Annotated in this window: 25 protein-coding genes; 21 read left to right on the top strand and 4 right to left on the bottom strand. The window is 27.2% G+C overall.

Going from position 1 to position 23,666, the window contains the following annotated elements; translation table 11 throughout:
* Window positions 1-398: 398 nt before the first annotated feature.
* The 14 genes from Q0H31_RS06565 to Q0H31_RS06500 all read left to right on the top strand — a co-directional run bounded on the left by Q0H31_RS06565 (window position 399) and on the right by Q0H31_RS06500 (window position 14,823).
* Complete coding sequence (locus Q0H31_RS06565) at window positions 399-557, top strand: hypothetical protein (protein WP_295296560.1); 159 nt, start codon at window positions 399-401, stop codon at window positions 555-557.
* A gap of 60 nt (window positions 558-617) precedes the next feature.
* Window positions 618-1,943 carry a DUF2213 domain-containing protein gene (locus tag Q0H31_RS06560; RefSeq protein WP_295296559.1) on the top strand — a complete coding sequence of 442 codons (1,326 nt, stop codon included), beginning with the start codon at window positions 618-620 and terminating at the stop codon, window positions 1,941-1,943.
* Between the two features lie 17 nt (window positions 1,944-1,960).
* Window positions 1,961-2,569: a hypothetical protein gene (locus Q0H31_RS06555; RefSeq protein WP_295296557.1), complete on the top strand. Its 609-nt coding sequence runs from the start codon at window positions 1,961-1,963 to the stop codon at window positions 2,567-2,569.
* 26 nt (window positions 2,570-2,595) lie between these two features.
* Window positions 2,596-3,615, top strand: a complete 1,020-nt coding sequence (locus Q0H31_RS06550) for a major capsid family protein (protein WP_295296554.1) — start codon at window positions 2,596-2,598, stop codon at window positions 3,613-3,615.
* Window positions 3,616-3,629: 14 nt separating this feature from the next.
* Complete coding sequence (locus Q0H31_RS06545) at window positions 3,630-4,007, top strand: hypothetical protein (RefSeq protein ID WP_295296552.1); 378 nt, start codon at window positions 3,630-3,632, stop codon at window positions 4,005-4,007.
* Window positions 4,008-4,556 (top strand): hypothetical protein, encoded by a 549-nt coding sequence (locus Q0H31_RS06540; RefSeq protein WP_295296550.1) that lies wholly within the window; start codon window positions 4,008-4,010, stop codon window positions 4,554-4,556. It begins immediately after the preceding gene.
* Complete coding sequence (locus Q0H31_RS06535; protein ID WP_295296548.1) at window positions 4,556-4,981, top strand: hypothetical protein; 426 nt, start codon at window positions 4,556-4,558, stop codon at window positions 4,979-4,981. Before Q0H31_RS06540 ends, Q0H31_RS06535 begins: the two co-directional genes overlap by 1 nt.
* 12 nt (window positions 4,982-4,993) lie before the next feature.
* Entirely contained in the window at window positions 4,994-6,946 is a 1,953-nt protein-coding gene (locus tag Q0H31_RS06530; protein ID WP_295296546.1) for a hypothetical protein, read from the top strand.
* A gap of 86 nt (window positions 6,947-7,032) precedes the next feature.
* Complete coding sequence (locus Q0H31_RS06525; protein ID WP_295296544.1) at window positions 7,033-9,177, top strand: phage terminase large subunit; 2,145 nt, start codon at window positions 7,033-7,035, stop codon at window positions 9,175-9,177.
* A gap of 101 nt (window positions 9,178-9,278) precedes the next feature.
* Window positions 9,279-10,235, top strand: a complete 957-nt coding sequence (locus Q0H31_RS06520; protein WP_295296541.1) for a hypothetical protein — start codon at window positions 9,279-9,281, stop codon at window positions 10,233-10,235.
* Window positions 10,228-10,758 carry a hypothetical protein gene (locus tag Q0H31_RS06515; RefSeq protein WP_295296539.1) on the top strand — a complete coding sequence of 177 codons (531 nt, stop codon included), beginning with the start codon at window positions 10,228-10,230 and terminating at the stop codon, window positions 10,756-10,758. Before Q0H31_RS06520 ends, Q0H31_RS06515 begins: the two co-directional genes overlap by 8 nt.
* A gap of 146 nt (window positions 10,759-10,904) precedes the next feature.
* Complete coding sequence (locus Q0H31_RS06510; protein ID WP_295296537.1) at window positions 10,905-12,797, top strand: phage portal protein; 1,893 nt, start codon at window positions 10,905-10,907, stop codon at window positions 12,795-12,797.
* A 227-nt stretch (window positions 12,798-13,024) separates the two neighbouring features.
* Window positions 13,025-13,903, top strand: coding sequence for a hypothetical protein (locus tag Q0H31_RS06505; protein WP_295296535.1), 879 nt, complete (start codon window positions 13,025-13,027; stop codon window positions 13,901-13,903).
* A 2-nt stretch (window positions 13,904-13,905) separates the two neighbouring features.
* Window positions 13,906-14,823, top strand: coding sequence for a hypothetical protein (locus tag Q0H31_RS06500; protein ID WP_295296533.1), 918 nt, complete (start codon window positions 13,906-13,908; stop codon window positions 14,821-14,823).
* Here Q0H31_RS06500 and Q0H31_RS06495 read toward each other — a convergent pair.
* Window positions 14,815-15,426 (bottom strand): hypothetical protein, encoded by a 612-nt coding sequence (locus Q0H31_RS06495; RefSeq protein ID WP_295296531.1) that lies wholly within the window; start codon window positions 15,424-15,426, stop codon window positions 14,815-14,817. The two genes, Q0H31_RS06500 and Q0H31_RS06495, sit on opposite strands and share 9 nt — an antisense overlap.
* Window positions 15,419-16,648: a site-specific DNA-methyltransferase gene (locus Q0H31_RS06490; protein WP_295296529.1), complete on the bottom strand. Its 1,230-nt coding sequence runs from the start codon at window positions 16,646-16,648 to the stop codon at window positions 15,419-15,421. The genes Q0H31_RS06495 and Q0H31_RS06490 overlap by 8 nt, the downstream gene beginning before the upstream one ends.
* A 238-nt stretch (window positions 16,649-16,886) precedes the next feature.
* On the opposite strand from Q0H31_RS06490, the gene Q0H31_RS06485 reads away from it, so the two are divergent.
* The 7 genes from Q0H31_RS06485 to Q0H31_RS06455 all read left to right on the top strand — a co-directional run bounded on the left by Q0H31_RS06485 (window position 16,887) and on the right by Q0H31_RS06455 (window position 21,675).
* Window positions 16,887-18,302 carry a hypothetical protein gene (locus Q0H31_RS06485; protein ID WP_295296527.1) on the top strand — a complete coding sequence of 472 codons (1,416 nt, stop codon included), beginning with the start codon at window positions 16,887-16,889 and terminating at the stop codon, window positions 18,300-18,302.
* Window positions 18,303-18,389: 87 nt separating this feature from the next.
* Window positions 18,390-18,845, top strand: coding sequence for a hypothetical protein (locus Q0H31_RS06480; protein ID WP_295296525.1), 456 nt, complete (start codon window positions 18,390-18,392; stop codon window positions 18,843-18,845).
* A 12-nt stretch (window positions 18,846-18,857) separates the two neighbouring features.
* Complete coding sequence (locus Q0H31_RS06475; protein ID WP_295296523.1) at window positions 18,858-19,421, top strand: hypothetical protein; 564 nt, start codon at window positions 18,858-18,860, stop codon at window positions 19,419-19,421.
* Complete coding sequence (locus Q0H31_RS06470; RefSeq protein ID WP_295296521.1) at window positions 19,367-19,621, top strand: hypothetical protein; 255 nt, start codon at window positions 19,367-19,369, stop codon at window positions 19,619-19,621. Before Q0H31_RS06475 ends, Q0H31_RS06470 begins: the two co-directional genes overlap by 55 nt.
* Window positions 19,622-19,634: 13 nt before the next feature.
* On the top strand, window positions 19,635-20,222 hold the full coding sequence (locus tag Q0H31_RS06465) for a hypothetical protein (protein WP_295296518.1): 588 nt from the start codon (window positions 19,635-19,637) through the stop codon (window positions 20,220-20,222).
* Window positions 20,219-20,539 carry a hypothetical protein gene (locus tag Q0H31_RS06460; RefSeq protein WP_295296516.1) on the top strand — a complete coding sequence of 107 codons (321 nt, stop codon included), beginning with the start codon at window positions 20,219-20,221 and terminating at the stop codon, window positions 20,537-20,539. Before Q0H31_RS06465 ends, Q0H31_RS06460 begins: the two co-directional genes overlap by 4 nt.
* A 38-nt stretch (window positions 20,540-20,577) precedes the next feature.
* Window positions 20,578-21,675 (top strand): hypothetical protein, encoded by a 1,098-nt coding sequence (locus tag Q0H31_RS06455; RefSeq protein ID WP_295296514.1) that lies wholly within the window; start codon window positions 20,578-20,580, stop codon window positions 21,673-21,675.
* On the opposite strand, the gene Q0H31_RS06450 is transcribed toward Q0H31_RS06455, so the two are convergent.
* Together Q0H31_RS06450 and Q0H31_RS06445 are read right to left on the bottom strand one after the other, a co-directional pair.
* Window positions 21,670-22,716, bottom strand: coding sequence for a hypothetical protein (locus Q0H31_RS06450; protein WP_295296512.1), 1,047 nt, complete (start codon window positions 22,714-22,716; stop codon window positions 21,670-21,672). The genes Q0H31_RS06455 and Q0H31_RS06450 overlap by 6 nt on opposite strands.
* Before the next feature lie 44 nt (window positions 22,717-22,760).
* Entirely contained in the window at window positions 22,761-23,387 is a 627-nt protein-coding gene (locus Q0H31_RS06445; protein ID WP_295296510.1) for a TM2 domain-containing protein, read from the bottom strand.
* Window positions 23,388-23,666: the final 279 nt, after the last annotated feature.

The following is a 23,666-nucleotide window of genomic DNA, read 5'->3' as shown; positions in this document are numbered from 1 at the left end:
TTTTTATAAATCTTGGATTTTATTCCAAGATTTATTTTTTTTATTATGTTAAAAATTATCTAAAAGCAAATAAATAATAGAATTAGGATTATGGAAAAAATAATAAAAAAAATATAGAAATAAAAATAAAGATTTATGGTTTTAATTATTGTTCTAAAGATTGTCCTTTAGCTAAACAAAATACTTGCTTACTTTCTCTATGTACACAAAGCAGTAATTTAGCAGAAATTAGAAAAGAAAATAAGGAAAAACATTTATTTTATAGAACTGATGAATGTAAGAAAATTTGTAAATTAAAATGTTTAAAAAAGAATGCTAGAAGTTTTCTTTATCAAATACCTATAGAAACTTTTTATAAAATTGCTTATCATTCAATTAACATTAAAGAGGCAGCTGAAATGTTAGGCACTTCAGAAGCAAATCTCAAATGGTTTTTATATAATAAAATTATTGACAAAAATCCAGAAAGAAGAAATGAAAGAATATTAAGAATATGTGCTTTTTTTGATGGACAAAATGATGATAGAAAAGATAAATTAAAAATAAAAAATGATTAAATAATGATAAACTAACTATAGTATAAATCTTTTTTTATTATTTACTGTATCATTTTTTTTATGAGTACAATTGAATATAGAGAAATGATACAAGGTCTTATTGAAGGGACTTTAAAATCTCCGCAAATCTATGAGGAAAGTTTTTATATAAAATTAAGAATTACAGGTACTGGTATAACAGAAAGATATAAAGAAGATGAAAATGGAGATGTTTTACTTGATAATAACAACAAACCTATAACTTATAAAATAGATAGATTAGAGGAAGATTTTTTATCAGATGAATTTTTAACATCTTGTGTAGGAATACCTGTATTAATAAAACATCCAGAAAGCAAACTTTTAAATGGTGAGAATTATAAAAATCATGTGGTAGGAACAATAGTACAAGCATATATAAAACCAGAAGTAAAAGAAGTTTGGTGTATTGCTAGAATATATGACCCTGAAGTATTAAAATTAATTAATGAAGGCTTGAAATCTACCTCTCCTGCCATAAAAACAAAAAATATTGAAAATAAAAGTGGTACAATAAAAGAAAAGTTTGAATATATAGATCATTTAGCTTTAGTAGTTGATGGTTATTGGGATAACTACAGCGAAAAAGCCATTCAAATAGATAGTCTTAAAAAAATAGTACCTAATTCTAATGAAAATATAACAACAAAAAAGGAGGATAAAATGTCTGAAGAATTAGAAAAAAAAGAAGAAATCAAAGAAGAAGTAAAAAAAGATGAAAGTATGGAAGATATTGAGAATAAAGAAACTGAAAAGATAGCTTCTATTGAAAATAAGTTAAATATGCTTATTTCTATGCTTTCTGAAAAAAATGAAGATGTAAAAGAAGATGGAGCAGAAGGAGACCCTGAAGCAATGGCAACAGAGCAAAAACAAAGAGCAACATTAGATGATATTGCTTCAAAAATAGATCAGCTTTTAGCACAATTTGCTAAAAAAGATGAAAATGAGGAGGAAACTGATATAAATGAGGAGCTTTCAAAGAAAGAGATAGTAGATGATGAAGATGAAACTATTGAAGAGGAAGAAGAAAAAAGGACTATAGTTGATTCTGCTTATAATCTAGCCTCTAAATATAAAGAGGATGGAGTAAAGTTTGTAAAAGAAAGAAATAATGATACTAAATTATCTTATATTTTTAGATTCTTACAAAACAATAAACATTTAGTTGGTGAGAAGTTTCAAGATTTATTAAAAACTAACAATGGAAAAATTGAAAAAGGTAGTTTTGCTTTAGCAGTAGATGCTATGAAAAGTATTGGAGATACTCTTAAAATAAAAGAAGAACAGAAATTGGAAAAAATAGGTAAAAGTCCTGTTTGTGTTTTTGATGATGGTAAAACAAGAAGATTTAAAAATGTATTTTAAAAAATGGAGGAAAAAATATGCCTAATATATATCAAGGAAATACTGGTTTAGGAAAAGGTGAAGCCTTTTTTTCTGCTACAGGTGTAGCACTATGTGGATTTTCACAAAATCAATATAACGTTTCAGCTACTACATTACAAGCTAAAATAGGAGATTTAGAGCCTAATACATTACTCCCTTGTACTCCTGTAATAATCAAAAATGATAATACAGAAGCAAATGGAACAGGCAATATGACAGGGTTTAATCCAAAAACTTTTGTTATTAGTAAAGCAGCAGCTTCAGCAAGTGATGTAATAGATGGCTTTATACTTGAAAGCTCTCAAAATATAGTTGATAGTTCAGGAAATGCTGGACTTCCTTTAGAGCATGGAGTAGTACCTATAGCAAAAATAGGAAGCGGTATAGAGGTATTTTTACCTTGTAATGCTAATTTAGTAAATGTAGCACTTTCTACTGCCTTATACTGGGACCCAGTTGCTAATGAAATAACAACTTCAAATAGTTCTACATGTGCTCTTACAGGTGTTAAGCTTCTTTCTTCTGTAGTGAATGGCAAAAAAAGAAAACTTAATTCTAATACTGTAGAATGGGTAGATTGTACTTGCGTTTTAGTAAAACTATAAAAATTAATTAAAAGGAGAAAATATAAATGAGTATAATGAATTTTGAAAGAATATTTCCGCATGCGGTTGACCCAGATGTAGCACCAATTCTTTATGAACCAATAGATTATAATGCTGCTATAGGAAAAAGAACTAATTATGGAGAGCTTGGAGTTGATGTATTATATAAAATGTTAGTTGACAATATAAGTGGTAATACTGTAGTTGGCGGTTCATCTGTATGGAGAAATGATATAGTAAAAAATGACGGATCTTTTAGACAAATGGCTATACCATATTATAGTGTACAAACCTCATTTGATGTAAATGCTAAAGAAGAGGCTAAATTTGCAAAAATAATGCCTAGTAAAAGTATAGTTGATTTCAAAAAATCTGTAAGTTTACAAGCAATGGCACAAAGAAGAGCTCATATAGTATTTTTTGGTGCAGATGCTTCTGAAGCACAAGGGCTATTTAATGCTTCTAGTGAAACTGTATCTTTACCTGCTGATAGTGCTAGTCATAATACTTTGACATCATATATACCTGGAGAATTATTAGAGTTTTTAGTTTCTCAAATAAGAGTTGTATCTGATTTGTCTTATAATATGTTAAGACCTACTGTTATAGTTGCTCCAATTGATGCTATAAACTTTTTGAAAAGTAAAATAGTTCCTTTAACAAATTATCAAGAAAAAGGAGCTGGTACTTCTTCAGTAGCTCAAGTGTTTGAAAATGTAGTTTATGATATGAATGGTATGAAAGTACAATTTGTACCTTGTTCATATATGGCAGGTAAAGGAGCAGGCAGCAATACAGATGTAATGCTTATAATAAATCCAGGAGTTGAAGTAAAAGAAGAAAACAGAGATTCTACTGCTTATTTTAATAACTTTGGTAATAACGGATATATTAATACATTTATGGATGATGCTCTTGAATTACAGGAATACCAAAATCCAGCAATGTATCAATGTACTGAATGGGTAATGGAATCTATTTATACTCCAGGATATAGTGTTAGAGCTGATGCTATTAGAAGTATAGAGTATAAATATAGTGAATAAAATAGAGGTGAATAATGAGTTATACAATAGAAGTTAGCAATGCTACTAGACAAAATAGAGATTTGCCTTTAAGAAGAGTAGATTCTAAAGGGGATGGGTATATTCAAAATATTAAAATCCCTGCTTATGCTTTAAATCATAAACTTACTTTTGATAGCGAAGATGAATACAAAAAATGGTCTAAACAGTATGAAAAACTTTTGTCTGGTAAAGATGCTATTATAAAGATTGGTAAATCAAGCGGACATTCATTAGAAAAGCAGAATAAAGATATTGAACAAGAAACAGCTGAAAAATTAAAAAAGGACCAGTCAAAAATAGAAAATACAGATAAAGATGTTGGACTTAAAGTTGAAGTGGAAAAAATGTCTAAAGACGGAGATAAAAAATAAATGGCTTTAGATTGTTATTCTTTAGATTATGATTCTTTTTTGAAGTGGGCTTTAATAAAAGAGCCCTCTTTAAAAGAGAAAGAACCATTACAGAATGTACACAGCGGTATAAACGAATCTTCTGATAATACTACAGCTTATGGAATTAGTGAGTATACTTATCAGCAGACAACTATGGCTTTTAAAGAGGCATTGAATAGATGTGCCTCTTTGAAGCGATATATGCGTGATTTTAATTATATTAATTTGATTTTTAATTACGCATTACATATATCAATAGTTAGTTCAGCTTTTGAGATAAAAAAAGATGATGAAGGCAATATATGGAACGAGCCGACAGAGCCTTTGCAACAACTTTATGTTCAATATTCAGTTTATGACAGTACAGCAGGTATACTTACTTCTACATCAAGCGGAGGTTCTTCTGCTTCATCTACTTTGCCTAAAAGTTTAACAGAAGGAGATTTAGAAACTTCTTATTTGCTAAGTACACCTTATGGAGTTCAAGCAGAGATATATTTTGAACAAGTAAACGGAATAATAATATAATGGACGCATTAGAAGTTCTTAGTTTTTTAGAAAAAGATTCTATTCATAACAATGCCTCAAATTATTATGACGAAAGTGAAAATACTAAAACGGTTTATGAAATAGCTGTTGAACTTGAAGAGAAATATCAGGTTGTTTCTAAGTTTTTAGAATTATACAAAGATGATATTTCTTTTTTCATTGCTAAAGAAAAAAGCCATGCTTTTTTACATCCTGAAGAAAGCGATAATTCAAATATAGTTATAGCAAATTATATAAAAGGATTATGGCTTGACTTTATGGAAAAAGGCGAGCACGGAATAGTTACTATAAGAGCTAGAAAAACAGGCACAGTCGGACTTATTGATACAGGTGAATATTATCAAAGTATGGAAATTAATTATAATGGCGAAAGCAGTAATGAAGGACTTAATTATTTTAGCTAAAGGATTTTAATAATGAGTGAAGTTTATTCAATAGCATTTGATTTAAGTGCTTTAGAAAAAGCATTTAAATTGTCAGAAAAGATTAAAGCTAATTTAAGCGGTTTTCAAGGATTCTCAAATAAAACTTCTAAAAAAGACTCTTCAGATTTTTCTCAAAATATAATTGATTCTAATAAAGGATTAAAAGAACAAAATAAGCTTCTTGGTGTTAGCTTACAAAAACTAAACTTAATGAGATTAGTTTCAAGTAAAATAAAATGGGGAGCTTTAGCAGCGGCAGGCTTACCTATGGCCGGCATTACAGCAGGAATTGCCTCAATGAATGGAACTTTAGCAGCTAATACAAGAGCTAAAAATACAGGACTTACTTTCGGAGAATCTAATGCTTTAAACTTTGCAGGAAAAATGACAGGTTTAGGTGAAGATACATTAATATCATCTATAGAAGGGCTTACTACTTCATTACAAGATTATTCAAAATGGGGTAACTTTGCTAGTTTAGGACTTAATGCTAGCGATTTACAAAATAAAAATCCTACGGAAGCATTATTTGAAGTGCTTGACAGTATGAAAGATAGCAATCTGCCTCAATATTTGAAAAAACAAATTATTGATGACATAGGAATACCTTTTGATAATTTTAAGTTTGTACTTAAAGAAGGCACAGGAGAAATAGAGAAATATTTTAAAGAAGGTATAGGAATGTTTGGAGGCAAGAGCGGTAAATCATTAATGGCAGGAGAAAGGGCTTTAATTCGTTTTACAACTGTATTAAAAGATATTTCACAAAATATAGGAGGCAAAATCGCCCCTGCTCTTACCACTAGCTTAAAATTAGTTACTCCATATATTTATAAATTAGCTGATGGTTTTACTTGGCTTTTAGGAAAAGTATTTACTAAAAAAAACTTAGATATGATTTCAGGATTTTTTAACTCTATTGGAAAAATAGGCGGCGATTTAGTAGGGAAAGGAATAGACTTATTTAATAGTGGAAAAAGCTTATTTAATGAAATATTTAAAGGATTTAGTATTGATAAAGAAGGTTGGATAACTGTATTAAAAGACTTAGGAGGCGGACTGTTAGACGGAATAGGCAATCTATGGAATATTCTGAAGCCTAATTTAATAACTATAGGTCAGAGTTTAGTGGATGTATGGGAAACTATAGAGCCTGATTTATTAACTTTATTAGAGTTTTGGAAAACTAATATATTACCTCCATTACAATCTATATTTGGTTCTGCTGTTAATATTTTAGGAAAAGTAATAAAAAAAGTTATTGATGATTTCAAATGGTTTTATAATTTTATACGCCCAATATTTAAGCCTTTAGGTAAATTATTCAGCGGTTTGTATAATACAGTTGCTAAAATATTAGGTAATTTCGATAAAGGAACTGATAAAGGCGGTTCTCTTGAAATATTCACAAATGCTATAGCTGGTCTTGTAAGTCCATTATCTGCTATTAGAACTATAATAGAAACAACTACATCAGTAATAAATGTTTTTAAAACAAAAATTACAGAAACATGGCAATCAATAAAAGACAGTTTTGCTGATATATGGAAAAGTGTAAAAATAGGTTTTTATACTTTTATTACAGCTATAATTGAAGCATTAAGAAAAGTAAAAGTATTTGGAAATATTGAAGGATGGAGATTTGAATCAACAAAAGCAGGTTTATATCATAAGCAGAAGAATGGAAATATGATAAATGTAACTAAAGATACTATAGATGATATTGATGATGGTATAATAACACCTAATAATCAAGTAATAAAAACTAATCCTAAAGATTATATTATTGCGATGAAACAGCCTCAGCAATTAGCATCTGCTTCTGGAACAGGCGGAGGCACATATACAATTAATATTAATGCTAATGTACGAAATGATAATGACATCAGACAAATAAAAAACGAACTTGAAAGATTAATAAAATCTTTTAATTCTAAAAGGTAATTATTAGTATTTGTAAACACTAAAAACAACAATAAACTAACTATAGTATAAATCTTTTTTAATTCTTTCTTCTTATAATAAAACAAATGGCTAATAATAAAACTCAAGATAAATATCATATACCTTTTATGATAAATAAGTTCAAAGAATATATAAATAAAAAACATTCTCAATATCCTACTTTTGAACAGATTTATTTACAAAATAATTGGGTTAAACAAAGTGTACATAGAATATTGAAAAGTGAGACAGGAAAAGAAATAACAGAAGATACTCTTACATTTTGGTACACTAAATTAAAAGAAAAACAAAGAAAAATGATTATAGAAAAAATATATAACAATAAATCAGTTCAAGGGCTTCTTTTTTTAGCTAAGTATTGTCATGGTATAGGAATTGACAAAGAAAATGAAGAATCAAACAGTTCTACTGAACTTGATTATAAATTACAGCTTTTGAGGCATGATATAGAATTATTCTTTCAATTAGCGAGAAAAGAGAATATAGACCCTACTAAAAAGTTTGTACATCTTGAAGGCGGAAGAGCAGGCGGAAAAAGCGAACAAGTAGCAAGATATGTTATATTAAAAGCTCTTGAGAGAAGAACGGCAGGCTCTTTGCTTTGCGGTCGTGAAGTTCAAAAATCTATTGAGACATCAGTTAAACCACTTCTTGAAAGAATAATAAAACTCTATCATCTTGAAAATTATTTTAATATCACAAAACAAGAAATACTTTCAAAACATAACAATGTACGTATAATTTTTATGGGGTTAAAAGAGGCTTCTTCAGATGCTTCTGATACATTAAAATCTACAGACCTTTTATTTTTGGCTTGGGTTGAAGAAGCACAAAGTATTTCAGAACTTTCACTTGAAAAGTTGATACCTACTGCGGCAAGGGTTGAAGATTATCAAATAGTGTTCACATACAATAGGCATAGACAAAACACTATAATTTATGATTATTTTTTTAATGAAAATGTTACCCGAGAACGTCAATTATTGACACAGCATATAAATATAAACTATTATGACAATAAGTTTAATTCTCCAGAGCTTATTTCCTTAGCAGAACTTGACAAAGCAACAAACCTGAAAAAATGGAAATATATTTGGAATGGAGAACCGCAGACAGAGTTTGACGGAGCTTTATGGACTTATGAAGAGATAAAAGACTTAAATCTTAATATGTCTTATGACAAAGATAATTATGTAAGAAGAATAATAGCAACAGACCCTGCCGCAAGCTCTAAAGATTTTAATAACGAATATGGTATAACTGTACTTGGTATCACTCATGAAGGATATGTTCATTTAATAGCTGATGTAAGCGGACATTATACTGCTTCAGAATATGCGAAAATGCTTGTAAAAACTTATTTTAATTATGAATGTGAGGCAGTAGTTTATGAAGAAAATCAAGGCGGCGACCATGTAGCTAATACAATATTAAGTGAAAGTAAAAGTGTTCGTTTGATACCTGTAAGAGCAACACAAAGTAAATATTTAAGAGCTTTACCTGTAGCTAATCTTTGTTCTCAAGGTAAAGTATATTTCTTAAAAAGTTTTCCAAAATTAGAAAATCAAATGCTTTTGCTTACTATACAAGGCTATCAAGGAGAGCAAGGAGAAAGTCCAGACAGGCTTGATAGCTTTGTATGGGGTGTTTATGAATTATTAGGTTTGAAAGATGTTAATTCTATAGATGTTTACTTTAAAAGAGCTTGGTTTAAGTATATTGATGATATTGATAGAGAATACAATATTACAAATAAAATTGCTTATTATAGTTATAAAGGCAGTAAAAGCGTATTTATTCTTCTTGATTATTTCTACACTAGAGATGGATTAAAACAATTCCAACATTTCTTAATTAAAGATATAAAAGTAGCTGATACAAATGAAATAGCAGAAAAAACAAAAAATTACATAAACAATGTTAATTCAATAATAGCTTTTGATAATGAGAATATAGACTTTAGTTGTTTGAATAAGAGAAATATAGAAAGAATAGAAATAGAGAAACTAAAATTAATAGACTATGCGGCATATTCAATGCCTTATATACAAAACAAACTTATATACATAGAAAAAAATCAGGAACTTGAAAGAACTATTATAGATAATGTTTGTCAATATATTCCTGAAGAAGTAAAAGAAAATATTGTTTTAGAAACATTGCTTGAACTTATTTATTATGAGTTTGAAGGAGAAGCATTAAAAAACTAATACAATAAAAAGACTTCTTTATTTATATAATTTTTATTTGATTTTTTATATCTTTAATAATAGAATATAATAAATATCTATATATCAAGGATTAAAACTTAATGTTATATAAAGATTTTGAAGAAAATAAAAATAATATTATTAATAAAAGAAATAAAATATGGATTAAAAATAAAATATTTCCTAAATGGATAAATCCTGAAGAAATAGATTTGGAGCAATTCTTTACAAAAGAAGATACCGCTAAATATTGTTACAATAATTTATTGTCTTTTTTAGACAAAGAAAAAGTAGATATATCAGATTATACTTTTGTTGAGCCTTCCGCAGGTAATGGTGCTTTTTTTAATTTATTAGATTCAAAAAATAAAATAGGTTTGGATTTAATGCCTTTATCTGATGGTATATTAGAGCAAGATTTTTTACTATGGTCGCCTGATGATTTAACTAAAAAGTATATATTTATAGGTAATCCTCCATTTGGTTATAGGGCTTGGCTTTCTTTAGCTTTTATGAACTCGGCATCTCAATATGCTGATTATATAGGATTTATATTGCCTATGTCATTTCAAAGTGATGGAAAAGGTTCTCCCAAAAATAGAGTAAATAATATGAAATTGGTTCATTCTGAAATACTTCCAAATGATAGTTTTTATAGATTAGATAATAAAAAAATTACAGTGAATGCTTTATGGCAAATATGGAAAAAGGGAAATACTAATTTAGAAATAAAAAAATCATGTGATGATTGGGTAGATATATTTACTGTTGATACTAGAAAAGAAAGAACTTGCGGAATAGAAAAGATGAATAATGCTGATTTTTTTCTTCAAAGAACATATTATACAAAGCAGCCTAAATTAGTAAAAGACTTTTCAGAAGTTAAATATGTTTGCGGATATGGTATAATAATAAAAAAATCTAAAAGTAAAGTTGAAAGTATATTGAACAGTATAAATTGGAATGATTATAGTAATTTAGCAACTCATAATTGCAGACATATAAGTATGTATCATATAGAAAAAGCTTTAATAGATAGAGGAATTGTTAATGCCTAATAGTATTTATGATGAATTGTTTTTGCATATTTTAGAAAAATATCATAATCATTCTAAATGGGATAATGCTGAATTTAAAAAAATAAAAACACTTTCTAATACAGGAGTAGGAAGTGTAGGTCAGGATTTTATTCATGAATTATGTAATAAATTAAATATAAATTCTAAACTTTCTAAAAAATCTACAGAGGCAAGAGATAAAAATGCATATGATATAGAAATAGAAAATATTGATTTTGAAATAAAAACTGCAACAGAAGATACAAATTCTAATTTTCAATTCAACCATATAAGATACCATAGAAAATATGAAGCTATAATTTGTTTAGGTGTTTCTCCAGATAATCTATATTTTAATATATGGTCAAAGTCTGACATTTCAACTGGTAAGGCAGGTAATTTAGTTAGTATGGAAAAAGGAGCTAATGCATCTTATAAACTTACAAAATCTAAAAAATCTTTATTCAATATAAATGAATTTGAAAATATATTATTAAAATTTATTAATAATTTTAATAAATAGATTATACTTTTTATATACGGTTTCAGAATTTTATCTTAAAGCAAAATAATTAATAACATACAACGATAAACTAACTATCGTATAAATCTTTTTTTATTCTTTTATTTTATTATATATATAAAAATATTAGATAGATATTATATAACATGAGTACCTTTAATGACATTCAAAATCAAATATTGCCTTATAAAGAATGTAAAGATATTTATAGAACTACGACACTTGGTAAAAGAATAGTGGAAGGACTTCCAAACTTTGCTATGAGCACACAACGAGATATAGATATACATAAAGCACCGCCTGAGGCAATAGAAAAGTTCAAAGAAACAGCCTCTGAAATGAAACAAGATGAAGCAATAAAAAAGACTATATATAATGCTCGTATATATGGTACTGGGGGATTATACATTGCTATGTATAATGAAGAAGAAGATAAAGATGATTTTACTACAAAACCAACTTTTGAAGATGCTTATAAATATAAAATAAAGTTTAATGTATTGGACCCTCTTAATATAAGCGGTTCAAGAGTAGATATAGACCCTCTTTCATTTCATTTTTTAGAAGTTGTTGATATACAAGTAAACTCTAAGACAATACCTAAAAAAAGAATAGCTATAAGTCATGCTTTAGAACCTTTATATTTAGATACAAGAACTTCATTAATTCCTTATTCTCCGCCTTCAGTATTTTACAATATGATAGAATTATTAAAACAATATGATGATGCCATTAAATCAATAGGAGATTTACTCTATAAAGCTGGAGCAATTATTTATAAATATCCTGTAAAATCTAAACTTACTGGTGTTACATTAGATGCTATTACTGCCTCAGGCAATATTTTAGAACAAAAAAGAAGCGGAGAGGTTATTTCTATTTCAAACGACAGTACTGTTGAAGATTTTCCTATTGCTAATTTGAATGGTCTTATAGACAGTATTAATAAACTTGAAGATGATATAACAAAAGCATTATCAGATACTCCTGTTAGTATTTTATTTGATAGAAACTTATCTAATGGCTTTAGTGAGGGAGATAAAGATAAAGAGACTGTAATATCAACAATAGAAAGCTTTAGAGAAAATAAGCTCACTCCTTTATACAATCTTACTGATTATTATATTATGCTAAAGGCTTGGGATAGAGCTTTTATTGATGAAATGCGTTATAAATACAGCGAATATAAAGATAAAACAGACAATGAAATATTTAGAAGCTGGGTTGATAATTTTAAGTTTCAATATGGTAATTTATTCCCTGAGCCTGAGAGTGTTATTCAAGATAATAATGCTAAAAAACTTGATAATTTACTCAAAGCTCAGCAATTAGGAGCTAATCCTGCGGACTTACAGGAAGAACTAAATGAAAGCGAAATATTCAAAAATGAAATGGAATTAAACCCTCAAAATATGGAAGTAAACGAAGATGATGAAGAGATGTTTGATTATAACAATATTAATAGTGAAATAAAAGCAGACTCTGACAATAATTTCAAAGAAGAAGAACATCCAAGATACGAAGACGGAAAGTTTGCCAAAGGCACGCAAAGCGAAAAAGAAAGCGAAGAAAGTAGAAAAGAAGAAAATAATAACGAAGATTTAAGCGAAGAAGAAAAACAAAAAAAAGATAAAGAAATACAAGAAAAAATTGAGAAACTTAAAGAGATTGATTGGACAAAAGATAATACGCTGCCTAACTTTCCTAAATCTTTTTTAGATGAATACGGACTTGAAGATAAGCCTATATTATTGAAAAAGAATATAATTGATAGGAACTTTTATGAAAAACACAAAGATGTAGATAAAGAAAAAGCTATAAAAATATTAGGTAATGCTCTTTATAAAACAGATGAAATATTTTACGGCAGAGTAGATAAACCTAATTATTACAATTTTATACATTATGTAGATAACGAATATGCTGATTTAGTTTTAGTAGAAATTGAAAATAAAAAAGAAAATTATGAAATAGTACATTTTTACACAATGAGTAAAAAAGGCTTAAATAGATTGAAAAAACAAACAAAAAAACTTTAAAAAGAGTTAGTAGGGAGGACGGGCCTTCCCTCCATCGCAGTACTTGAAAATCAAGCAAGCGGCAGTCGTGCTCGGCAAATTTTCTGCCATTCATACTAACTCTATATATTTAGTTTAACAAAGTTTTTATGAGAAGTCAATAAAAATATGAAAAATAATTAATAACATACAACAATAAACTAACTATAGTATAAATCTTTTTTATTTCTTTGTTTTATACTATAGTTATGATTAGTTTATTTGATACAGCAAAAAGAATATTAAAATCTTTCTTTGATGACAATTTATTTAGCATTAATAATATTTTATCAAAAACTGCCATTGAAGCACTTGTAAGGGCAATAGATAAAGGAATAAAAAAAGATTATGATAAGGTATTAAAAAGTGTAAATAAAGAAGTACGTTCTAAATTAAAAAATGAATATAATCAATTTATAAAAAAAGGAATATTTCAAACCGCTTCAGGTATACAGAAATATAAAATAGAAGATTTAAAGCCTGATTTCAAAAAAGAATTAGAAAGAAGAATAAATGTTTCATTATCATATATAACCACTCAAGACCAAAACACGATAGAAGAAATAAAAAACAGACTTATGAACTTTGCCTCAATACCTCACAATAATAAAAACTTAGAAGAATTGGAGTATGATTTTTGGAATGATGTAATACCTGAAAAAGCTAAAAAGAATTATAAAACTAATAAGTGGCAGAATATGATAATTAGAGACCAGCAGCATAAACTCGTTTCTAATATGACATATATCACAGCAATGAAAAATAATGCTATAGGCTTTATTTGGAAAAACAGAAAAGATATAAGAGTTGTAGGCAATCCGTCTGGACTTTATCCTAATGGAGCAAATAAAATGCATAATAACCATTGGAAACGAGAGGGTAAACTATATTTATTTAGAGATAGCGAGGCACTCAAAAAAGGATTAATTAAAAAAACTAAAGATGTAGAGTATGCTGATGAAATAGAAGATGGTCTTCCGGGTATTCCTATAAATTGCCGCTGTACTATGCGTTTAATTTTTAGACTTTATGAAATACCTGCTGAATATAAGAATATAATAACCCAAAAAGGCAGGGAGTACGCATAAAAATGGCAGCAGCAAAAACTAAATTACTAAATAAAGCCTCAAAAGAGTTTACATCAAAAATAGTTTCATGTGTTTGTTATAGTGCCTCAAAAATCAATTTAGATAATGGATTTTGCTATATTTTGATAGATAAAACTAAAAGCAAAATAATTCAAAACATAACAATTCATTCTAATAAAAATAGAGAAATGACTTTATCAGGGCAGATGGATATAGGAGAATATATTATACAAACTCCTGTTTCATTAAGTAATTCTTTTAAAGAAGCCCCTGAGCTTTTTATTTTAAATTATGAGAATAATTATTTTATGGTACATTCTTTAATAGCATACAATAAAGAAACAAACCATTATGATTATAGAGCAGAGATATTACAGAATAAAAATAAAAGTTTTATAGTTTATGATATTACAGAAATAAACAGCAATTTATTAAACAACTCAATACCGCTTTGGATTTATAATAAAGATAGATTGAATATATCTATTTATCCATCATATTTAAGTCCTATTAATCTTGAAACGCCTTATTTAAGTGTAGAAGTAATTGACACTAAAGGGCTTTCAATGCCAACATATAGTAAAGAAAATAATAATTATGTGGGGCAATGGAAACAAGACACTATAAGACTTCATTTAATAAATGCCCAAACTGAAGCACAGCAGGAATTAGCATATAACATACAAACATTGCCGCAGAATTATAATGAAAATGTGTTTGGAGTAAATGATTTTATTAATTTCAAAAGTGCTTCTGATGACAGACAAAAAGGCTTTGGAATAGTAAGCAATAAAGCTATAAGTGATTTTAAAATAAATTATTATCAAGAAACGTTAACAAATGATGCTGTAATTGAATTAATAAAAAGCATAATAGTTCAAGTAAATAAACAACAAATAACTTTATTTAATTTATTCTAATATACTCCAATTTTCATAAAACTTTGTATTAAATAATTCATAATTATATTTTTTGCCTTCTTTTAATACTACTCCGTCATTTCTTATAGGCAGTTCTGTTTTTTGATTATCGGTAATTTGATATGTAGGAAGTTCAATATCATCAAATTGAGATACATCTTTTGTATTTAAAATATAAAAATGGCATTTTTTATCATCTTTGTTATCAAATACGGCAATCCATACATAAAATACATCATATCCCATATCATAACGTATTTTAGGATGAAAACTAAATTTTCTAATATTATCAGATTTTGTAGGTATGCCTTCCGATGTTTTTACCTGTAAATATCTTGATACAACTTCTAATTCTTCAGTATGACATTTACTGCATAAATTTGTAACACATTTATATTCCTTTTTATTATAAATACTTTTTCTAATCCACTGCTGAGAATAACATTTACATTTATTACAATAATATTTAGTTATTGTAAAATCTATTCCCTCATCAATATAAGCTCTATGTACTTGCCAGCCTAAGTCATGAAGTCTCATAGATAAACGCATTTCCCCATAAAGACCTATAACAAGTTTTTTAGCATCAGCATTTTCATTCATAGTCAAATTCCTCTATATTTTTATTTTGTAAATTATTTTGTATATTTTTTCTAATACTTGATGCAAACATATTCTTATTTATTTCTATGCCTATTCCTATTCTATTATTTTTTGCTGAAGCTATTACACTTGTCATACTTCCTCCAAATGGATCTAAAACTTTTTCATTTTTATAGGAAAAAAACTTTATTGCCATTTCTGGTATATCTATAGGAAAAGGAGCACTATGACCTAATTTATTTTCTCCTTTTGAGTTAATTTTTATTACAGGATTTATTTTGATAATATCTCTTCTCCATTTTTTTATAAAATCATTATCTATCATAAATTCTTTTTCTTGTCTTCTTTGAGTAATTATAGTTTTTAATGAAAATCTTTTACCTCTGTTTGAAACACTCCTCTCAAAACAATCTTCATTTTTACATTCCCAGCTTTTTAATCCTTTTTCTGTATATGAATTACCATTAACATTTAATGTACCGCATATAGGACAAGGGTATCTATACATATCAAGTCTATGTTTATGAAATATTAAAATATGTTCATAACAGTTCATAGGGTATTGATAAAAAGGATAGGGTTTATTACCGTTTTTATGTCTTTCGCTTTGTACTTCTCCTTTATCCCAAATAAAATCATCTACAAAAGTAAAACCTTCTTCTTCAAATATCTTTATAAAATATGCTCCAAGCGGTATTCTTCTTTTTCCCCACACTGATTTTGTAAATAAATTATCATTATCAAAAATATCGCCAATATTAAAAACAAAAACTCTATTATTATCTAATACTCTATAAGCTTCCTTTATGATTTCCCTCATATCTAATAAATATTCATCTAAATTATCCCACCTGCTATATTCACGAGCATTATAGTATGGAGGGGAAGTTACCATACAGTGAATACTCTCAGATTTCATTGCTTTCATTATATTTAGACAATTACCCCAAATAATTTTTATATCATTATTAATATTTAAGAAATTATCTAAATTTTCATTTATGTAAGTATATTCTTTTTGATGAATTCCCTTTATAAATTCAATATAAATATCTGACCATTTTTTTATAATTTCATTTATATTTTTTTCTTTTTCTAAAAATTTTATTTTTGATAGTAATTCATTAATTTGATTTTCACTAAAGTTTTCTTCTAAATATTTTTTACTCTTTTTTAGGATTATATTTATATAAGGTTCGGTTATATTTAACTGCTTTAACATAGTGCATAATTTTAATAGAATAAATATTAAAAATCAAGTAAAATTTTCACTTAAAATACATCATAAACTAACTATAGTATAAATCAAATCTATAAAAAATATATTATACTAAATAAATGATGAAAGCGAGTACGAGCATAGCAATAAAAAACTAAAGCGAGAAAAAACCAAATAGTAAATTTATTTACTATTTACTTATAGTTTTTTTCGAGCATAAGAATAAAGGAGGAAATAAATAATGGCTAGACCTAATCCGTTACAACCTGTTATAGTTAATGTCAAAACTTTAGGTGTAAATGTACCAGAAAATTATACTAGAGTTTTTGGTATTGTCAGTTATGGAGACACTAATTTAGAAGCAGGTACATTAAAGACTATATCAAAAAGTGAGGTAGCAGATTTAGAATTAAAAGAAGGTTCATATACAGAAAGTTTTTTGAACTCTTTCTTTACTAATAATGCTATGGGGCAAATTAATGTTTTAGAAACAAGAACTTTACCAAATATTAAGCAATATGCGGTAGGTGATTATTATGTAGATGGAAGTCAAGCATATAAATGTTTACAAGCAGATACTGCCACAAGCGAAACAGACTTAAAACCTATTAAACTTTCTGAAATGAGCTATTGGGAAGAAACATCAGACCCCAAAAATTATGAAGTTGATGATTTATATATTAATACTCAAGGTGAGACATACAAATGTATTCAAGCAGACACTGCTATAAGTGCCACAAATTTGACACCAACTAATTTATCAGAAACAACATATTGGACAAATATAACAAGCGAAATAGTTTCTCAGGCAGTGAAAGTTTTAAGTGATTTTGTAGCAAGCGGAGAATTAAGAGTATATGAATGGGCTTGTCCTACTTCTTTTTATAAAAATACTGATTTTATCGATTTAGTAAAATCTTATTCTACAATTACAGCAGGACAATATTTTAGTTTGGAGCTTCCTGAAGGCACAGACCCAAGCACTGATGAAACATTTGCTTTATATACAAAAAGTAAAAGTTTTGTGCCTGTTTATCCATCTTTAGTAGAAGGAGAAAGCTCTAATGGTGCTATTGTTGGAATAAAAGCAGGAAATCTATATAATTTAAGTGTAAGTAATCCTCTTTCACTTCTTCAATGGAAAACCGTATATGGAATAACACCTAGAGATAGGCTTTCTAATTCTTTAGTAGATGCCTTAAATGAAAACGGCTGTAGTTGGATAGGTTCATTAAACAATAATATAGTTGTTTTAGGAGGCATGGTAGCAGATGGTCAAAATTGGGAATCTTATTTTGCTTTAGATACTTTTATTTTTAGATTAACTGTAGATATTGCTTCAATGATGATACAGGCTTCAAATAATCCTTTACAAAGCATATCTTTCAATCAAAATGGAATAAATATTATCAAAAATAAGTTAGTAGCTATAAGTAATACTATGCTTAGTTTTGGAGTATTAGACAATTTCGGTTCAGATTATGACACTAATACAAATGCTATATTAAATACAGGAGAATGGTCAGCAATTGATTTTGCAACTTATAAAGCTAATCAATATCAAGACTGGAAAGATGGAATATATAATGGTGCTTCTTGTTATGTAACTATAAGACATTTTGTATTACAAATAGTACCAAGTATAACAAAAGAATAAAGACAAGTGATAAAAAACCAAATAGTAAATTTATTTACTATTTACTTATAGGTTTTTTTGAACATAACAATTATAGGAGTTTAGTTTATGCCACAATTACCAAGCTATTTAGAAAGATTTATTAATAAAGCAGTTACAAGTTTAATATTTCCAGATGATCCAGATTTAAACCTTACTGCTTTTGATATGGGAGAAGATGCTGCTTCAATGAGTATAGATGAAGAAACAGTAAAAAGATTAAAGGTTAATTTTGGAGATGTTGGAGCGGTAGAAATGGCTGTACCTGTTACAATTAATGTTTCAATTATTAAAGTAGTAACTCCAGCAGCAACTTGGAGAAAGAGAATATTTACAAATGGACTTGTTCAAGGTGCTAATAGAACATGTATATTTACAGATGATGTAGGAAATGAATATAGTATATTCGCATGTACTTTATCTATGGGTGAAGTATCAGCTAATGCCTCAAGTCCTGTTTATAATTTTACAGTTAAAGGAACTTTAGCAGTAAATACAGACTTATATGGTATTTTAATAGGGTAATAAGGAGGTTTTATGGATAATGCTAAAATAGATTATAATACTGCCAATATAGTTTTTCCTATCAATACACCTAATGGAGAAATTAAAGTATTTATTCCTCCTGTTAATAAAGAAGAAGTAAAATCAAATGCTTTAGTGCTTGGAAACTTTGCGGGTTATATTGATAATATTAATCCAGCAGTTTTATTAACAGATTATGACGTTTATATTGATGAAGCAATAGAAAAGCTTGCTAATGAAAAATATAAAAGCAATGATTCTAGATACAAACAATATATAGATGACAGTAAATTAAAAATTACTGCTATGCTTGAACGCTCTATTGCCGCAGGATATTATTTTGAAGATAATGAGGTAAAACCATTAAATAGTATTAACGGCGAGGCAAAAGATATTATAAAGGCTTCTTTGCTTTTTTTTATAGTAATACTCCGTTATATAAAACCTCATTTGAAAATAGAAGAATGGGAAGAGAGAATGAAAGCACTATCTCTAACTTTTACATCATCAACTGTTACGGAGTGGAAGAATACTTTTATGACACAATCACAAACCCAAGAGACTTCAGAGGTATAGGGCTTCATATTTATAAAAATGGAAAAATTGAAAGGATTCCTATTGAAAACAGTATTGCTGATTTTCTTTTTAGGTTTCCTTTCGATTATTTTCAAGATTATATAAATATATATTTTAGTGATGAAGTAAAAAAAGACTTAAAAAAAGAAGGTATAAAAAATTATAATAGTTTAATTCATTATTTGAGAAAAAGTTTTTAAGGAATATTGAAAAATGCTAATACAAAGTTTGTTAGGTAGTGTTTCAAGCTTGAATAAAAATACTGCTTTTAGTTTTCAGTCTATAACGGCAAAATACAATAAGTTTGCTGTTATTTTACCTGATACAGTTAGTATTATGAATGGATATGTTAGTCCAATTGATTTGCCTCTTCCTTTAGTAGGTTTTGAAGTTAGCTATAATGGCGATATTCCTTTTTTAGTTAATGAATATTCAGAATATCCTTATTTAAATAAGCAATTATTAATAGAAGGAGCTGTGAGGCAGAATGCTGATTTTTCTGTGATACTTCATAATATAATCACTTCTGCTAATCCTTGGACTGTTCAAAATATAAAAAATCAAATATTTGTAGATGCTTTAGAATATTATGTACAACAAGGCGGCACTTTTAATATTCTCACTCCTTGGGGTGATATTAAATATGCTGTTTTGGGAGGGTTATATGGTATTGAAAATGAAGCAGGGCAAAAAGGTATTTCATTTAGACTAGATTTAAAAACACTAATTCCTGTTTATAAAAATGAAACTGATAAATTAGTAAGTAAATTAAGTAATTACATAACAGGAGCTATTATATGACACTTCTACAATCTTTTTCTTTTACTATCAATACAGAAGGTAGTTTTGCTGAACAATATCCTAATTTGAGAAGAGGAGCATATACTCAAAAAATAGCAATTAATGATAGTTACTATACATTCAAAATATTTCCTAACTTTTATATGGAAAATGTAGAAGTATCTATATTGAATAAGGCAGAAGAAGCTATAATTAGCAATATACCTTTTAATATTAGTGATGGTATAAATTATTTGATAGGAGATATTTCATTTAATAATTATAAGTTAATTTATAATATGAAGAAACAGCAATTTGAGCTTTATTCAGTTGTTTAATAAAAAATACACAAATTATTATTTTCAAAGAGGTTAATATGAGGGCATACAGAATAGAACTAACATCAAAAAACGGAGTTAGCATAGGAGGAAATAATCAGCCTAACTACCAACCGCCAACTACTTTAGTATTACAGCAAAACTTAGGCAATATGGACGACAACATACACATAGAGTTTGAATATGTTTCACATTGTGATACAAGTAATAAAGAAATATATGATAGAGCAGTACTTTCTCTTTATAATGTTAATAGATATTGGCATAATGAAAACTCTGCTGGTAAATTAGCAGGAGCAAGAGTAGTAATTTATGCTGGAGTAAAAGCAACCCCTATTCATTATCGTCAAGGATTAGTAGACCCTCAAAATACATGCTATGCTTTAAATGATAATCAAATATTAACAACTCCCATTTATGATGGTTATGTAGCAAATAGTTATGCGAATATGGATGGTGTGAGTACAGTTCTTGTTTTAAACTTAATTCCTGTAAAAGAATTGACAGAAGAAGAAAAAGCCTCTGTTAATCAGCTAAATATAGCTTATGGTACAGCTTGGAGAAATGAAGTTAAAAGGTTTATAGATAATTATTTAAAATTAGTTGGTACACCTAATGTTAAAGTTCAAGTTGGAAATCCTACAAAAGGAAGTATTATAATAACTGAAGCTATTACAAATACAATGAATATAGAAGGAATATTTGAAACTAAAAGAGAAGGAGCTATTTCTTTAGTAGATTTTGTAAAAACATCATTTAAAGAAATAATAAAAAAAGAAGGTAATACAATATATATAGGTGAAAACCCAGTTATAACACCTGAAATCATAAGCGATAAAGATTTACTAGGACAGCCTCAATTAATCAATCCTAATACTATAACTCTTACTGTTCCTTTGACTTCTATATTTAGAGTAGAGCAGTTAATAACTCTTAATTTAAAAAGTGTTATTAGCTATAATCAAGCTTATATTACAGAGGGTGACCCAAATAATTATGAAATTGGAATAGATAGAGATATATCTAAAATGTATTCAGGAGTTTATAAAATTACAACAATACAGCATGTACTGCAAAGCAGAAATACAGATGTTAACGCTTGGTGTACTACTTTAGAAGCTGTAAAAAATTTATAATTTTTTTAAATTTTCAGTAAATACAGTTAGTGCTTTATCGTCTTTATATGTGATAAATATATTTGTATTTGTATTATAATTCTTTGATTGGTCAACATTAGGATTTAATACAGATACAGGAATATTATTAATCTCAAAATCAATCAACGGTAAGAAAATAAGTTTAATTGTGTTGTTTTTTTCATTTGATTTTATAGTATATGTATAGCGGTCAAATGACATCATATCAGAACTTTCTATCTTTATATTTTTGATTTCTTTAAGTTCTTTAAAAGTTAATTCAATTCTAAAATCTGTTTTATTATAATATCTATTTTCTCTATCTACTATATTTTGTGTTTCTTTAATAAATTGTTTATAATCATTAATATTTGCTTTTATTTCTATTTTATCGCCTCTGTAAATATAATATCCATTTTCTACAGTAAATCTTTTATCAAAATTTTCTTTCATATTTTTTACTTCTAAAAGAGAGTTTTTTATATCTGTGTATTTTTCAGCATTATTATAATATGGATTTGTAAAAGCAACACCATTTTCATCACAAACAGCACCAAAATATCTTATTAATTTTCTTGCCTCCTCTGTATCTTTTTCTGATAAATAATAGGGTTCTAATTGATGACCTATAAATATGGTAGACATAGATAGTTTACTTACTTCTTTAACATCTAATTCTTCTATTAAATATCTTAATTGTAAAGCTTTATAACCATTAGCTCTATCTGATATTGGCATTGTAAATATTTGAATTAAATTAGTACCTTCAAAATATTTATTCATTGTCTCACCAAATAAATAAATAGTATTTCCATCACCTATATATTTTCCTCTATAAAATAATCCTTTATCATTTTTAATTATGCTTTCCCATTTAAGAATAACATTATTACCCCATATCTCCATAACCATTTTAAAATTGGGGTTTGTGGTGCTTATTCTAGTAATGCCGTTTCCTGTTTCTTTTATCAAACCTTGAGGAAGTGAGGCAGAATATAGATAAAAAGATAACAATAAAAATAAAAATATAATTTTTTTCATAATTTTAACTCTCAATAGATTTATTAATTTTTAGTAAATTATTTTTATAAGCTATTATCATAAAAATATAATTTAAACATATCTTCTAATTTATTAAATAGTAAAATAACATTTTTACCTTTTATTTTAGTGATTTCTACTATATCAGGAATATTTATATCATCTTTATTACATGCGGCATTTACAATATCTTTCAATTCTATTTTTTTCGATTCCATATTAGAAACTACAAAAATTCTTTTATTTGTTAAATAAAGATTTCCTTGACATATTAATTCTAATTTATCCATTCCTTTAACTTTTCTATATTCATGCCATTGAACATAGGTTTGTAAAAAACATTTTTCATCTTTTGTTAAAAAGCTGTCTATTTCTGTAGTAAGAGCTTCTATATATTTACATTCTTCCATAACCTTGTTATATATTTCATTTCTTACATAAAGTTTATTATATTTCATATCAAAATCATCATCTTTCATTTTTATAAATAAAATAAATTCTATTAAAGAGATGATTTGCGGAATCAATGTCCAACAAAATAAAACATATAATATTCCTTGTTGATATAATCCTAAATAAAATTTATGAAGTCCAAAAGGCAAACATGTAGCAGATAATACAGATAGAGTAATAGCTCTTTCTCTAGATTTCTTTTTAATTTTATCATTCATAGAGATAAACCTTATTCATTATAATATAAGAATATATTAAACTATTTTTCAAAATTATCTATATATAAGTTTATACATTTTTTTATATTTTGAAACTATTTATAAGCGGTTTTTTTATGTTTTTTACCCAAATCATAAATATAAATATAATGATAAACTAACTATAGTATAAATCTTTTTTATTTCTTTGTTTTATAATAAAAAAAGGGGCTGTCCTAGATAACTAAAAAAGCTCCTTTCTTGCTAAATTATATATAATTTCCAACTGTTTTTCAACTT

It is taken from the genome of uncultured Brachyspira sp., assembly GCF_934747485.1.
In the GTDB taxonomy this organism is placed as follows: Bacteria; Spirochaetota; Brachyspiria; order Brachyspirales; family Brachyspiraceae; genus Brachyspira.
This window is presented reverse-complemented; position numbering and strand designations above follow the sequence as displayed.

What these genes read in the sequence shown, in the direction of transcription:
- Q0H31_RS06515 (WP_295296539.1), top strand. Translation starts at nt 10,228, where the DNA reads ATGCCTAATAGTATTTATGATGAATTGTTTTTGCATATTTTAGAAAAA.
- Q0H31_RS06545 (WP_295296552.1), top strand. Translation starts at nt 3,630, where the DNA reads ATGAGTTATACAATAGAAGTTAGCAATGCTACTAGACAAAATAGAGAT.
- Q0H31_RS06525 (WP_295296544.1), top strand. Translation starts at nt 7,033, where the DNA reads ATGGCTAATAATAAAACTCAAGATAAATATCATATACCTTTTATGATA.
- Q0H31_RS06500 (WP_295296533.1), top strand. Translation starts at nt 13,906, where the DNA reads ATGGCAGCAGCAAAAACTAAATTACTAAATAAAGCCTCAAAAGAGTTT.
- Q0H31_RS06520 (WP_295296541.1), top strand. Translation starts at nt 9,279, where the DNA reads ATGTTATATAAAGATTTTGAAGAAAATAAAAATAATATTATTAATAAA.
- Q0H31_RS06485 (WP_295296527.1), top strand. Translation starts at nt 16,887, where the DNA reads ATGGCTAGACCTAATCCGTTACAACCTGTTATAGTTAATGTCAAAACT.
- Q0H31_RS06530 (WP_295296546.1), top strand. Translation starts at nt 4,994, where the DNA reads ATGAGTGAAGTTTATTCAATAGCATTTGATTTAAGTGCTTTAGAAAAA.
- Q0H31_RS06560 (WP_295296559.1), top strand. Translation starts at nt 618, where the DNA reads ATGAGTACAATTGAATATAGAGAAATGATACAAGGTCTTATTGAAGGG.
- Q0H31_RS06480 (WP_295296525.1), top strand. Translation starts at nt 18,390, where the DNA reads ATGCCACAATTACCAAGCTATTTAGAAAGATTTATTAATAAAGCAGTT.
- Q0H31_RS06555 (WP_295296557.1), top strand. Translation starts at nt 1,961, where the DNA reads ATGCCTAATATATATCAAGGAAATACTGGTTTAGGAAAAGGTGAAGCC.
- Q0H31_RS06445 (WP_295296510.1), bottom strand. Translation starts at nt 23,387, where the DNA reads ATGAATGATAAAATTAAAAAGAAATCTAGAGAAAGAGCTATTACTCTA.
- Q0H31_RS06510 (WP_295296537.1), top strand. Translation starts at nt 10,905, where the DNA reads ATGAGTACCTTTAATGACATTCAAAATCAAATATTGCCTTATAAAGAA.
- Q0H31_RS06465 (WP_295296518.1), top strand. Translation starts at nt 19,635, where the DNA reads ATGCTAATACAAAGTTTGTTAGGTAGTGTTTCAAGCTTGAATAAAAAT.
- Q0H31_RS06535 (WP_295296548.1), top strand. Translation starts at nt 4,556, where the DNA reads ATGGACGCATTAGAAGTTCTTAGTTTTTTAGAAAAAGATTCTATTCAT.
- Q0H31_RS06495 (WP_295296531.1), bottom strand. Translation starts at nt 15,426, where the DNA reads ATGAATGAAAATGCTGATGCTAAAAAACTTGTTATAGGTCTTTATGGG.
- Q0H31_RS06475 (WP_295296523.1), top strand. Translation starts at nt 18,858, where the DNA reads ATGGATAATGCTAAAATAGATTATAATACTGCCAATATAGTTTTTCCT.
- Q0H31_RS06505 (WP_295296535.1), top strand. Translation starts at nt 13,025, where the DNA reads ATGATTAGTTTATTTGATACAGCAAAAAGAATATTAAAATCTTTCTTT.
- Q0H31_RS06450 (WP_295296512.1), bottom strand. Translation starts at nt 22,716, where the DNA reads ATGAAAAAAATTATATTTTTATTTTTATTGTTATCTTTTTATCTATAT.
- Q0H31_RS06565 (WP_295296560.1), top strand. Translation starts at nt 399, where the DNA reads ATGTTAGGCACTTCAGAAGCAAATCTCAAATGGTTTTTATATAATAAA.
- Q0H31_RS06490 (WP_295296529.1), bottom strand. Translation starts at nt 16,648, where the DNA reads ATGTTAAAGCAGTTAAATATAACCGAACCTTATATAAATATAATCCTA.
- Q0H31_RS06540 (WP_295296550.1), top strand. Translation starts at nt 4,008, where the DNA reads ATGGCTTTAGATTGTTATTCTTTAGATTATGATTCTTTTTTGAAGTGG.
- Q0H31_RS06550 (WP_295296554.1), top strand. Translation starts at nt 2,596, where the DNA reads ATGAGTATAATGAATTTTGAAAGAATATTTCCGCATGCGGTTGACCCA.
- Q0H31_RS06455 (WP_295296514.1), top strand. Translation starts at nt 20,578, where the DNA reads ATGAGGGCATACAGAATAGAACTAACATCAAAAAACGGAGTTAGCATA.
- Q0H31_RS06460 (WP_295296516.1), top strand. Translation starts at nt 20,219, where the DNA reads ATGACACTTCTACAATCTTTTTCTTTTACTATCAATACAGAAGGTAGT.